The organism is Pseudodesulfovibrio portus (assembly GCF_026000375.1).
In the GTDB taxonomy this organism is placed as follows: domain Bacteria; phylum Desulfobacterota; class Desulfovibrionia; order Desulfovibrionales; family Desulfovibrionaceae; genus Pseudodesulfovibrio; species Pseudodesulfovibrio portus.
This window is the reverse complement of record NZ_AP026708.1, coordinates 1810407-1822864: the sequence shown is the minus strand read 5'-3', so window position 1 is coordinate 1822864 and position 12458 is coordinate 1810407. Positions and strand designations below refer to the sequence as shown.

10 protein-coding genes and 2 tRNA genes are annotated in these 12458 nt (G+C 55.8%); 8 read left to right on the top strand and 4 right to left on the bottom strand.

Annotated elements, in window-relative coordinates; all coding sequences use genetic code 11:
* Window position 1: 1 nt before the first annotated feature.
* The 4 genes from OO730_RS08780 (at window position 2) to OO730_RS08765 (ending at window position 5763) form a co-directional block, all read left to right on the top strand.
* Window positions 2-226 carry a hypothetical protein gene (locus OO730_RS08780; protein WP_264981064.1) on the top strand — a complete coding sequence of 75 codons (225 nt, stop codon included), beginning with the start codon at window positions 2-4 and terminating at the stop codon, window positions 224-226.
* Between the two features lie 30 nt (window positions 227-256).
* Complete coding sequence (locus OO730_RS08775; protein WP_264981062.1) at window positions 257-1852, top strand: DUF6119 family protein; 1596 nt, start codon at window positions 257-259, stop codon at window positions 1850-1852.
* Window positions 1853-1856: 4 nt separating this feature from the next.
* Window positions 1857-5033, top strand: a complete 3177-nt coding sequence (locus OO730_RS08770; RefSeq protein WP_264981061.1) for a type I restriction endonuclease subunit R — start codon at window positions 1857-1859, stop codon at window positions 5031-5033.
* 76 nt (window positions 5034-5109) lie between these two features.
* On the top strand, window positions 5110-5763 hold the full coding sequence (locus OO730_RS08765) for a M48 family metallopeptidase (protein WP_264981059.1): 654 nt from the start codon (window positions 5110-5112) through the stop codon (window positions 5761-5763).
* A 22-nt stretch (window positions 5764-5785) separates the two neighbouring features.
* Here the strand turns inward: OO730_RS08765 and OO730_RS08760 are convergent, their stop codons facing one another.
* Window positions 5786-6514 (bottom strand): DNA-methyltransferase, encoded by a 729-nt coding sequence (locus OO730_RS08760; RefSeq protein WP_264981058.1) that lies wholly within the window; start codon window positions 6512-6514, stop codon window positions 5786-5788.
* Window positions 6511-6999, bottom strand: a complete 489-nt coding sequence (locus OO730_RS08755) for a helix-turn-helix domain-containing protein (protein WP_264981057.1) — start codon at window positions 6997-6999, stop codon at window positions 6511-6513. The genes OO730_RS08760 and OO730_RS08755 overlap by 4 nt, the downstream gene beginning before the upstream one ends.
* 971 nt (window positions 7000-7970) lie before the next feature.
* Between OO730_RS08755 and OO730_RS08750 the strand changes: the two genes are divergently transcribed.
* From OO730_RS08750 to OO730_RS08745, 3 genes are all read left to right on the top strand, one after another.
* Window positions 7971-8930, top strand: coding sequence for an integrase domain-containing protein (locus OO730_RS08750; RefSeq protein WP_264981056.1), 960 nt, complete (start codon window positions 7971-7973; stop codon window positions 8928-8930).
* Window positions 8931-9070: 140 nt separating this feature from the next.
* Window positions 9071-9343, top strand: a complete 273-nt coding sequence (locus OO730_RS16300; protein ID WP_407681889.1) for a helix-turn-helix domain-containing protein — start codon at window positions 9071-9073, stop codon at window positions 9341-9343.
* 29 nt (window positions 9344-9372) lie between these two features.
* Window positions 9373-10458, top strand: a complete 1086-nt coding sequence (locus tag OO730_RS08745) for a site-specific integrase (RefSeq protein WP_264981055.1) — start codon at window positions 9373-9375, stop codon at window positions 10456-10458.
* A gap of 85 nt (window positions 10459-10543) precedes the next feature.
* Here OO730_RS08745 and OO730_RS08740 read toward each other — a convergent pair.
* Both OO730_RS08740 and OO730_RS08735 read right to left on the bottom strand, forming a co-directional pair.
* Window positions 10544-10619, bottom strand: a tRNA-Glu gene (locus tag OO730_RS08740).
* Between the two features lie 5 nt (window positions 10620-10624).
* A tRNA-Lys gene (locus OO730_RS08735) sits at window positions 10625-10700 on the bottom strand.
* A gap of 199 nt (window positions 10701-10899) precedes the next feature.
* On the opposite strand from OO730_RS08735, the gene OO730_RS08730 reads away from it, so the two are divergent.
* Complete coding sequence (locus OO730_RS08730; RefSeq protein WP_264981054.1) at window positions 10900-12165, top strand: phenylacetate--CoA ligase family protein; 1266 nt, start codon at window positions 10900-10902, stop codon at window positions 12163-12165.
* The last annotated feature ends 293 nt before the right edge of the window (window positions 12166-12458 follow it).

The window sequence follows — 12458 nt, the reverse complement described above, 5'->3', positions numbered from 1 at the left end:
TATGCCGGACTTCAAGGAATACGCCGCGTCCCATGCCCCTGCCCTGATCCTGTTGGAGCAGATCGGCTACGAGTACGTTCCGCCCACCAAGGCCCTGGCCATGCGTGGAGGGCGCAAGAAGCCGTTGCCAAAGTCCTCGATGCCGCCGTTGCGGAAATCGAAGAACATCGCAACCAACTTGCCGCCCTTAGAGAACGGAAAAAGAGCCTCATGCAGCAGCTGTTGACGGGCAAAACACGGGTGAAAGGAGTGTGACATGGCAAAAAAACAGTTTTTTAGCATTTACCTGTTGCGGGCAAAGTTTGATGCAACCAATGCTATAAAAGAAGAATCCCTGGATTCCGTTGGCGAACCCGTCGAGGCGGCTAACTTGCCCGAGGGTGGAAGGATGTACGTCTTTGAAAGCGAGCCAGATGCTCCTTGGTGGGTCAACTATTGGGGGGCCAATGTTCAGCTTGAGCAGGCTTCAAAGGGTGCAATTGTATTTTTGCCGGTCAATAAAAGAGTTTTCGCATTTACGTTTGGGACCGGATTTCACCACCTTGAACCAGCAGCATACGTCTACGATTTCGGATTGCGGGTTACTTTGAATAGTGTTCAACCCGAAGGTATCCTGAGCACGGATTCGCTTGCCCCGGTAAATGCCCAACGCCAACGCACCCAAATGCCAACCCCTTCTGGCTTGGCAGAGTTTGATTTTGATGGGGATCGGGTCGTTATTAAACGGATGACTGGAAAAGTTGAAAAAGGCATCACAAAGCCGTTTTCTCAAGCGACCGGCGCGGAAAGCCTCCGTATAGGGCTTGATGTGAATGCGGATCAGCTTACAAAGGTATGCAAACGGTTGCTAACACTTTATAATAAAAAAGATTATGAAGAAATTTTTCCAACGATCGACAACCTTAAACCCGAAAAGAATCCTGATGTTGTCGCAAAGTTGAGGGATGATCTTTGTAAAAGGCTTATCAATAGGAGCCCTGGGATCGACATCACCGTTCCGGATATCATCGACTTCGAAAAAGTCGGTGGATGCCGGTTTTCTGGTGTTGGAAGCAGTGACGTATATAACGATGTGACGGTGTCCAGCTATTATGACTATTTAAATGCACATTCGGTAGTTTTGGCTAAAAAGGATGTGGATCAGATCATGACCCACAAGCTTATTTTGGTTGATGGCACCGATGACGACGCGGGTGTATTGAAGCAGTTTCCCCTATTCAAGTGTATTCTTTGTGAGATTGAAAAGGATGGGGATATTTATCATTTTAGTGACGGGGAGTGGTATCGGTTTAAAAAGGGTTTCGTGTCCAATATGCGGCAGGAGTTGAACAAATATTTTGTGAAATGTACCTTGCCAGACTATGCCCACGAAAATGAAGGAGAATACAATGAAGATGTTGTGAAGCAAAATGGAAGGTACGTCTGCCTAGACAAGAAAAACATCGCCCCAAAAGGTTCTACTCCTGTGGAGCCTTGTGATTTGTATTCGGTTGAAAAAGGTCATGCAACATTTTCCCATATAAAACGGCACACCCGTTCGGCTCAACTCAGCCACCTGTTTAATCAGGGAGCCAACTCGATTGAGCTGATCAAGCTTGAACCCAAGTCGCTCAAGCGCATGGAGGAAAACATTGAATCTAATATCGGTGCCAACGACAAGAAGTTGTATCTTGGAGCGGTATCCGGGAACAAACTCAAGGTGGTCTATGGGATTGTTACGCATAAAGACATGCGAGCGAAATCGAAAAACCTGCCCCTTTTTTCTTGTATCAGCTTGAGGAATGCAATCCACAAATTGCGCCTTGCTGGCGTCGAGATAGAATGCATGTTTATCAAGGACAAGACGGTGTAGGGACATGTTTAGCGACTTCAAGGAATACGCCGCATCCCATGCCCCTGCGCTGATCCTGCTGGAACAGCTCGGTTACGAGTATGTTCCGCCCTCCACGGCCCTGGCCATGCGCGGGGGACGCAAGTCCATGCCGGCCCTGCTGGACGTGTTGGAAACCCGGTTGCGGGCGATGAATTCCATCTCCTTCAAGGGGCGGGAGCACGAGTTCTCGGATGCCAATATCGCGCGGGCCGTTCGGGAGATCGCCCAGGTGCCGTTCGACAGCCTGATCGCCACCAGCGAACAGATCTATGACCTGCTCACCCTCGGCATCAGCCTGGAGCAGACCATTGACGGGTCCGTGAAAAGCCATTCCCTGAAATACATCGATTGGGAACACCCGGAGAATAACGTCTACCACATGTGCGACGAGTTCGAGTTCGAGCGGCGCCATTCCGATGCCGTGCGCCGGCCGGACATCGTGCTGTTCGTCAACGGCATTCCCGTGGCCATCATCGAGTGCAAGCGGCCCGACCAGCGCGGGGCCATCAAGGAAGGCATCAGCCAGCATCTTCGCAACCAGCGGGTCACGGAAATTCCGGAGTTGTACATCTACAGCCAGATATTGCTTTCAATCAGCCAGAATCGGGCCATGTACGCCACGACGGACACGGATGCGAAGTTCTGGTCGATCTGGAAGGAAGAGGACGCTGACGGCCAAAAAGAAGCCCTGGACGCCATCGTCAACGCACCCTTGGCCGAAGCGCAACGGTCCCGGCTCATGGTCGAGGCCACGGACGAACAGCGGGATGCCCTGACGCGCATCCTTACTTCCGGGCATCGCACCCCCACGCCGCAGGACAAGACCCTGCACTCCCTTCTGCGCCCGGAGCGGCTCCTGGAACTCATATACGGTTTCATCATCTACGACAGCCGCATCAAGAAAATCGCCCGTTACCAGCAATATTTCGCGGTCAAGGCCACGGTGGACCGGGTCACCGACGTCAAAGGCGACAGCCGCCGCCGGGGCGGGGTCATCTGGCACACAACGGGATCGGGCAAATCCCTGACCATGGTCATGCTCGCCAAGGCCCTGGCGATCGACCCCCGCATCAAGAATCCCAAGGTGGTCATCGTCACCGACCGCATCGACCTGGACAACCAGATCTCCAAGACCTTCAAGGCGTGTGGCAAGGACGTGGTCCAGGCCCGGACCGGGGAACACCTGCTCAAGCTCATTGCCGGGGAACGCGCCTCCATCGTCACCACCATCATCGACAAGTTCGAGACCGTGGCCAACAAGCGCACCAAGGACGAGGACCGGAACATCTTCGTGCTGGTGGACGAAAGCCATCGCAGCCAATACGGCCAGAGCCATGCCAAGATGCGCGTGGTCTTCCCCAACGCCTGCTATATCGGGTTCACTGGCACGCCGCTCCTGAAGAAGGAGAAGAGCACGGCCGACCAGTTCGGCGGCTTCATCCACAAGTACACCATGAACCAGGCGGTCCAGGACCGGGCCGTGGCCCCGCTCAGGTACGAAGGCCGCATGAGCGAACTGCACGGGGACGATGCCGAACTGGATAAGTGGTTCGACCGTATCACCGAGGGGCTGACCCCCGAGCAGAAAAGCGATCTCAAAAAGAAATTCAAGCAGGCCGAGCAACTCTTTTCCGCCGAGTCGCGTATCGCCGAAGTCGCCTATGACATCGCCCAGCATTTCAAACAGTTTTGCAAGGGCACCGGCAAGAAGGCCCAGTTCGCCGTTGCCAGCCGGTCGACGGCGTTGGCCTACCTGCGGTGTTTCGAGGAACAGGACGAAGTCTCCGTGGCCGTGGTCATGTCTTCCCCTGACAGCCGAGAGGGCAACACCTCCACCGATGAATCCAAGATGCCCGAGGTGCAGGTGTTCTGGAACGACATGATGCGCCGGTACGGCAACGAGAAACAGTATCTCGAAAGCATCATCAACGCCTTCAATCACAATGACGACCCAGAAATCCTGATCGTCATCGACAAGCTTCTCACCGGGTTCGATGCGCCCCGGAATAGCGTTTTATACCTGGACAAGAACCTCAAGGAGCACAACATCCTTCAGGCTATCGCCCGGGTGAACCGTTTGTGGGACGGCAAGGATTACGGCCTGGTGGTGGATTACCGGGGCATCTTCGGAGCCTTGAATGAAGCCATCGACACCTATGCCGCCCTGGAAAAGGAAGGGTTCGACCGGGCCGACATCGAGAACACCATTCTCGACGTCAGCGGCGAAATCGAACAACTCAAGGCCAGGCACGCCAATGTCTGGGAGATTTTCAAGGAAGTCGGGAACAAGGCGGACATCGAGGCCATGCAACTGGCCCTGGAGCCGGAAGATATCCGGGAGCGGTTTTACGATGCCCTGCGCCTCTTTGCCAACACCCTGCAACTGGCGCTGAGCAGCGCGCGGTTTCTCGACAATACGCCCGAGAAGACGATCCGCCGGTACAAGGCCGATTTGAAGGATTTCCTGAACCTTCGCAACGCCGTCAAGCATCGGTTCGGCGAGGCCGTGGATTACTCGGCCTACGAGCAACAGCTCAAGAACATGGTCAGCAAGCACATCGGAGCGGATGCCGTGCAGGAGGTGGTCGCCCCGGTGGATATCTTTGCCGTGGACACCTTCGAGCAACAGTTGGAGCTGATCCAGGGGGATGCCGCCAAGGCCGACCACATTGCGGCCCGTGTGAAAAAGACGATCACCGTCAGGATGGACGAGGACCCGGTCCTCTTCAAGCGCCTGTCGGAAATCATCAATGAAACCATCAGCAGCCATCGTGCGCACCGGCTTTCCGATGCCGAATATCTCGGCAAGATGCGGGGACTGCTGGATGACTTGCAACAGGGGGAACGTGGCAACCTGCCGCCGTCCCTCAAGGGCAAGGACGAAGCCGCCGTTTACTTCGGAATCCTGGGGGAAATGCTGGAAGGGCAGATCGCCGAAGCTTCCTTGCCCCAGATGGCGATATCCATAGACGACGCCGTAACATCCAGGAAAATCAGGGATTGGAGCGACAATATTGATATTGTCAACGAAATGAAGAACGATATTGAAGACGTTTTGTATGACGCTTCGGAATCATCCGGTGTGACATTTCCCGGCGAAGTGATAGATGCTGTCATCGACAAATTGATTCTTGTTGCCAAGAGACGAGACCTTGCCTGATTTGCCAGCCCGCGGTTCCGTACATTACGGGACCACCAGAATCGATTACTCCATCCGGCCAGCGACCAGGAAGACCTTGGCCATCCATGTCTTCCCCGATGGTACCGTCGTCACGGATGCGCCTCGGACGGCAACTGTCGATGAGATAGCGGCCAAGGTGAAAAGCCGGGGAGCTTGGGTCCTCAAGCAGCAGAGGATATTCGCGGCTTATCCCCCGGCCATCCCGGCCAGGCGATATGTCTCCGGCGAGGAAATCAGGTATCTGGGACGGCAATATCGGTTGAAGCTGTTGGTTGGCCACGAACGTTCAGCCAAGCTCAAGGGAGCGCATCTGGAAGTGACCCTCCTGGCCCAGGATGGCGCAGATGTGGCCAAGAAACTGGTTGATGCGTGGCTTCGTGATCGGGCGGATGCGATTTTCCATTCCCTGGTGGGATCGTGCCTGGAGAGAACTTCCGGGATCGGCGCGAAAACCATTCCGGAGTGGCGAATGCTTCGGATGCGGAAACGTTGGGGAAGCTGTACCAATAGCGGTACGCTCATCCTGAACCCTGAGCTTGTCGCAGCGCCGAAGGATTGCATCGAGTACGTGATTTTCCACGAACTTTGCCATTTGCGCGTCAGGAACCACTCGGCAGCGTTTTATCGCCTGTTGTCCCGAGTCGTCCCAAAATGGGAACATCTTAGGATGAAGTTGAATAGGGCAGTCGAGCTTCGTCTCGAATATTAATTCGGCTTGTTGGTGTTTGGCCTTACTCTTCCCCTAAAAGCCTGTCCCATGCAGCGATGTGGTTTCGGAAGCCGTACTCGACCATCTCGAATTTTCTGCCCAAATTCCTGGCTGCAACCCCAAGCGTTCCGGTGCCTGCGAAGGGATCAAAAATGGTGTCGCCTTCTTTGCTCAATGCGGTAACCAGAGTTTCAATTACCGACATTTTTTTTTGCGTTGGGTGAAGGGTCTTTTCGCCCTTCTTGGTTGACCATTCCTCATCGGGGTCAGGCATCATCCGTTCATTCCCTGATGTTTTTCCAGCGACCACATAATTTTTATAGCGGCCTTCCTTGTCGAAATATGAATTTTCTGAGCACACATGCAGCCCGAGTTCGAAGCTCTCCTGAAACATCCCCTTGTTGGTGCCTCGTGAATCCGGTTTGCACCAGGCATATTTGCGCAACTTGGTAAAATAGCGTGAAAGCTCCCGATACCAATCGCCGAATTGGAAATCCGAGCAGAACACAAAGACATTGCCGCCAGGTTTCAGAACGCGATGGAATTGGTAGGCTAGAACGTCGATCCGAAGCTTTTTGCAATCCCAATCCTTGCCAGCGATACCGATCTCGAAAGGCGGGTCGGTGATTATGGCCTCGTACCGGTGGGAAGGACAATTCTCCAAAAAAAGGAACGCATCATCGTTGTGGATGTCGCCGTCTTCGGACGACGAGGTTACCCCCAGGTGGTCTTGTTTCCGTAGATCAATCACGAGTCACCTGCCACCGGATTTCCATACGTCGGCTTTTGGTTTTCCAAAATGAATTCCCGCATTCGTTGAAGCGATTTTGAACTCAGCCCAGGGTTGAGAGCTTTGCGCCGCCTGGCTCGCTCTTTGGGATCTGCAACCGTGTGGCAACTCTTGGCAGCCTTAGCCATTTCCGGGTCATTTTCCAGTATGCTCATCAACGCCCGATATGTGTCGTTGTGCATGGTGACGAGAACGATTCGAACGAACTCTGGAACAGGAAGATCATAGGCAAGGGAAAAGTCGAGTACCCGATCCAGTGGAATCGAAGCGTCTCCCTTTTCGATCTGGGATATGAACGAGTTGGAGACCCCCAATTTCTGGGCGACCCATCTCAAGGGTTTGCCCTGAGTTTCCCGGACAATCTTCAGATAAAGCCCGACTTCTTCCTTCAACAATTGTTCCGGAGTCTTCACAGGGGCGAGGTCAACGACGCTGTCTTCAGTCATAATTAATCAACTGCCTTGTTAACAGAATTAAGTAATTAGTTGCTTAGTCAAGATAATAAATAAGTTAATTATCAATAGCAAGAGGGTTGTTGCTTTTTGGGTGGATGCGTGAGCGCGGACCACGGGATAGCACCAGGGCCGGATTCAAAATCGAGTTAACCAACAACATCATTAACAACGGCAATTGACTAGTCTATTAATTAAATTAAGTAATAAGTTGGTAAATTACAGCAAGAATTATGTTACTATTTTTGGGATGGATGCGAGAGCAAGGGCCAGGGAATATCCCTTGAGCCGGAGCCGAACCCGCCATCCCTCTCGCCGTCGCCTGCGGTAATCACGACGCAAGTAAAGTCGTCGGGGCAAGGCCGGACCGCGAAGCGTCCGCCCGAAGGGCTTGGCCTTGCCCCGGCGGCTGCTTGTGTCACGCTCGCGGAAAATCGGCGGGAGGGGAATAAATCGTGCCGCCGGAGCTTGCGCGAGGGTTTGGCGGCGTCATATGGTGGGGCATATCCACCGGATAATTCCGTAACCAAAAGGAGGTGAAACGCACTTACCGCGCGTCATAAGTTCAAGACGTTAGTCTGAACTGATGACGCATGAAGAAGCCTTGAGCTTCAACGATCCACGCGCCGTTTTCCAAACAAACGGCCATTTCAGAATCCAAACACGCAGGCTGTAACGCAGCACCCGCCGATGGTGGAATGGCAAGTATCTACGCTTGTCATTGCCGCACTTCCCCTACGGCTGCCACTCTATTCGCAAGACGTATGCGCTTGCGGGGCAGCACCCCTTATTGACTGGGTCTTCCGGAATCTTCTTCCAATGGGAAACGGGCATTTATTCTTCCCTTAGCTGGTGATGCGTGGCGGGTTTACCGCCACAGGCAGGTCTTTCCCGGATAACGGGAAAAGTCCGATCTGCTTGGCCCCGGGGCGCTGCCCCGAACCTTTAACGGAAGGAGAATTCCAATGGGAAAATCCGACAGCCTCAAGTTTGCGGCGAACCGGGCAACCTTGTCCGGGCCAAAATCGAAACAACACCGAATCCGCCAGACGGCCCGCCATTTCGTCGATGTTTTGCGCCAGGCGAACATGGGGGTCGAGAAGTGGACCAAGGTGACAAACAGGCACTTCCAGAGCGTGGCGGACACCATGCGTGCGGACGGCGTGGGCGACGGCAGGATTGCCGAAGTCTTCACCGCTGCCCGCCACGTCTGCCGAGCCTACGAGAACGACAATATTAGCAATAGCAACGCGACCTTCGGGGTGCGGCGCGGCTCCATCGCCAATCAGGCGTCCCGCGCGGTCATCCCGGATATGGTTAAAGAATCCCTGGCCAGCATGCGGAACGACGCGTCGTTCCGGCATGCTGGCCGGGCGGCGGCTCAGATCGAGCTGATGTATGAGCTCGGGCTGCGTCGGGAAGAATCAGCCAAGCTGGACCTGCCCAACGATTGGGACCGGGAAAACCATAGCCTTCTCGTTCAGTACGGGACAAAGGGCGGCAGGCCTCGGACCCTGCATGGTCTGTCCCGGCAACAGGAAGCGGCTCTTGAACGAGCCGAGGAATTCGTGTCCCCCTCCAACAGGAAGGGTATCCACAACCTCATGCCCGGGGGCATGGGCGACAACTGGCTGCACCGGCTGGACTATGCGGCCAGGAAACACGGCCTTGCCGGTAAGAATGCCGGAGGAACCTTGCACGGTCTTCGGCACGAAAGGTTTCATCAAATGTATGTGAATCACGCGGGCTTTGAGCCGCCCAACCAGCACGAGAGCGTGCAGGTGTTCCAGGAGGCAGCCCAGGCAACGGTCGGGGACGAATGGCCCCGGCTTGACAACGAAGCGCGAGACGCCATCGAGGAAGCGGCAGGGCATTCCCCCGGTCGCCGTGACATATCGAACGCCTATCTGGGCAGTTCCTATTAGATGCGGCCCCGCCATTTCCCGGCGGGGTCGTTTTTTTTATTCTTTTCCCCCTCCAGCCGTTTGACTTTGCACATGCCGGGAGTGTTGAACTGGTGTGTTGAGCGTCAGGATGTCCGGCTCGACGAAACCGGTTGAAGGTCGTGAACGTGGATACTGTGTTAACGGTTAAACAAGTTGCCCAGCTTTTGGGAATATCCGAAAGCCTTGTCAGGCGTCGCGATATGAAGGTTCGTTTGAAGGCCTTCATTGTCGGAACGCGTGGAATCCGCTTCCTTCGGGAAAACGTGGATGCTTACCGGGCACGGAACACCGTGGGGGAATCGGACCAGCCAGACGATATCCCCATGCCTAAAAAACGGCAGCGGAAGAATTTGACCGACAAACACAAGCTATGGCAGCGTGAATCCCGGTAAGCGGCCTTCCCTATTAAGGAGAAAGGACAATGCCTTACAAGGAAAAAAGACGGTGGCGTGGGTCCGTGCGCTTTACGCCATCCGACGGTTCGCCTCAGATCAGGCGCACCCAGCTCTTTGACAAGATGAAAGACGCTGAAAAATGGGAAAACAAGACCCGAGAAGCCTTGGAGCTCGCCGATGCGGAAAAACGAAAGGACATGCATCGCGTGGGCCTGGAAGTCCTGGTCGGGGATTGGGCGAATGCCTACATGGATTACGCCACGGCCACTTGGTCGAAGGGAAGCTGCTCGGATAAGCGCCTTGCGTTTCGGCGTTTGTTCGAAATGACGGTGCGTCCCAATCAGTTGGTTCATGAGATCACCCCGGTGATGTCCCTGAACCACCTGAGTCGGCTCAAGCAGCAGACCACGGGGAACACGGCCAATCGGGACCGGAAAAACCTTGCCGCCGCCTGGAAGTGGGGTGCGCGGTATTTGGGAATGGACAAGACGAATCCGTTCCGATCCGTGGACAAGTTCCCCGAGCAGCGCCACCCGAGGTGGGTTCCGCCCCTTGAGGACTTCCGCAAGGTCGTGGATGCGGCAACGCCCTTGCAGCGGCAACTGCTTCTGCTGGCGTTCCACACGGCTGCCCGCCGGGGCGAATTGTGGAAGCTCAAGTGCTCGGAAGTCAATCTGGCCACGGGCATGATCGGTTTCTGGACCAACAAGCGCAGAAGCGGGAATGCCGAGTTCGACGAGCTGCCCATTTCCGGCATGCTCAGGGCGCATCTGGCGGAATGGAAGCTGATGTCCAGGGATGAGGAACTGGTGTTCGGAAGCCGGTTCGAAGGCCTTTTGGACATCAACAACCGCTGGCTGCGGCGGCTGTGCGCCGATGTCGGCGTGAAGAACTTCGGTTATCACGGAATCCGCCACCTGTCCGCCAGCATCGCCATCCATAACGGGGCGACCATCCTGGAAGTGCAGCAGTTGCTTCGTCACAAGTCCATTGCGACGACCCAGCGGTACATCCACAAGGTCAAGAAAAGTACCGGCGCGGTGGATGCCCTGGATGCGGCCTGGCGGGATGACGGGAACAGGAAACCGCCTGCCCTGAAGTTGGTCCGGTGATGCTGACGTGGCACTCGAGCCACGCGGACGAGCCACGTAAACAAGAAACGGGTTACGGCATTCACCGTAACCCGTTGATATGTCTTGGCGTCCCCAAGGGGGTTTGAACCCCTGTTGCCGGCGTGAGAGGCCGGAGTCCTAGGCCACTAGACGATGGGGACGCATTTGGTGGGTCGTACTGGGCTCGAACCAGTGACTCTCTGCTTAAAAGGCAGATACTCTACCAACTGAGTTAACGACCCGCACGCCAAGGAACGTATCACTATCCATTTGAAATTCAAGTGTCAAGCAGAATTTAGCATGTGGGCGGTCTTGGAGTAAAGGTCTCTAACCTGCGAGAATGCCTGTTGATTTAAAATATTTCTTGCAAAAATTATCCAGCGTGCTATAGTCCCGCTCCCTGTCTGACACAGGAAATCATCCCTGATAAGGAGTATAGATATGACAAGAAAAGACCGCACAGAGGGAATCTATTCCCGCCGCGAGGTGCTCGACGAGTCGGAGCGCCGACAGTATTGCCAGCTCCAGCTGAAAGAGCTGCTGTCCTACGCCTACCGCTACTCCGAGGACGTCAAGAAGCGGTTCGACCGCGCCCAGTTCAATGTGGACAAGTTTCGCACCCTGAACGACCTCAAGCATATCCCCATCATCAAGAAGAAGGAACTGATCTTCCTCCAGTCCATGGGCCCCCGCCTCGGCGGACTGCTTACCAAGGACCTGGGCGAGCTGCAGCGCGTGTTCCTCTCACCCGGCCCGATTTTTGATCCCGAGGACCGCTCCGAGGATTACTGGGGCTGGACCGAGGGCTTTTACGCCGCCGGTTTCCGTTCCGGCGACCTGGCCCAGATCACCTTCAACTACCACCTCGCGCCCGCGGGCCTCATGTTCGAGGAGCCCCTGCGCAACCTGGCCTGCGCCGTGGTGCCCGCCGGTCCCGGCAACACCAACTCCCAGATCGAGATCATGCAGAAGCTGCGCGTGACCGGCTACGTCGGCACCCCCAGCTACCTCATGCATCTCGCCCAGAAGGCCGAGGAAATGGGCCTGTCCCTGCGCAAGGACCTGTTCCTCGAGGTCGCCTTCGTCACCGGCGAGAAGTTCTCCGAGAAGATGCGCTCCACCCTGGAAAAGAAGTTCGACTGCATCATGCGCCAGGGCTACGGCACCGCCGACGTCGGCTGCATCGGCTACGAATGCTTCCACAAGTCCGGGCTGCATCTCTCCAACCGCGCCTACGTCGAAATCTGCCATCCCGACACCGGCATCCCGCTCAAGGACGGCGAGGTCGGCGAGATCGTGGTCACGGCCTTCAACAAGACCTACCCGCTCATCCGTCTGGCCACCGGCGATCTCGGCTACCTGGACCGCTCTCCCTGCTCCTGCGGACGCACCTCCCCGCGCCTGGGCGGCATCGTCGGCCGCGTGGACACCACCGCCCGCATCAAGGGCATGTTCGTGTACCCGCATCAGGTCGAGCAGGTCATGGCCCGGTTCGAAGAGGTCAAGCGCTGGCAGATCGAAGTCACCAACCCCGGCGGCATCGACGAGATGATCCTGTCCATCGAGGCCGGCCAGTTCAACCAGGAAGACGAGCTGCTGCACCTCTTCCGCGAGAAGATCAAGCTGCGCCCGATCCTCAAGGTGCTCGCGCCCGGAACCCTGCCCCCGCAGATCCGGCCCATCGAAGACAAGCGCACCTGGGACTAGCCCGCGCTTGGACGCAATCAATAATCGCCCGCTCCGGCTCTCGCCGGGGCGGGCTTTTTTTGGGTGCCTTCGGCGACCAGGGGGAAACCCTTTGAGAAGGGTTTCCCCCTGGACCCCCTTCCCAAACTTTTTGTAGCCGCTTCGCGGGGGTGGGCCGCAGGGTATGGGGTGTGATCGATAAGTTGCCGGTGTTTGGATGACAAGTTATGTTTGTATGTTGTGGTTGGTGAAATGAATTGTCGTAGTTCTGTTGGGGTGTGGGAAGGTGGTGGGTGTTGTGGGTGCGCTTCAAA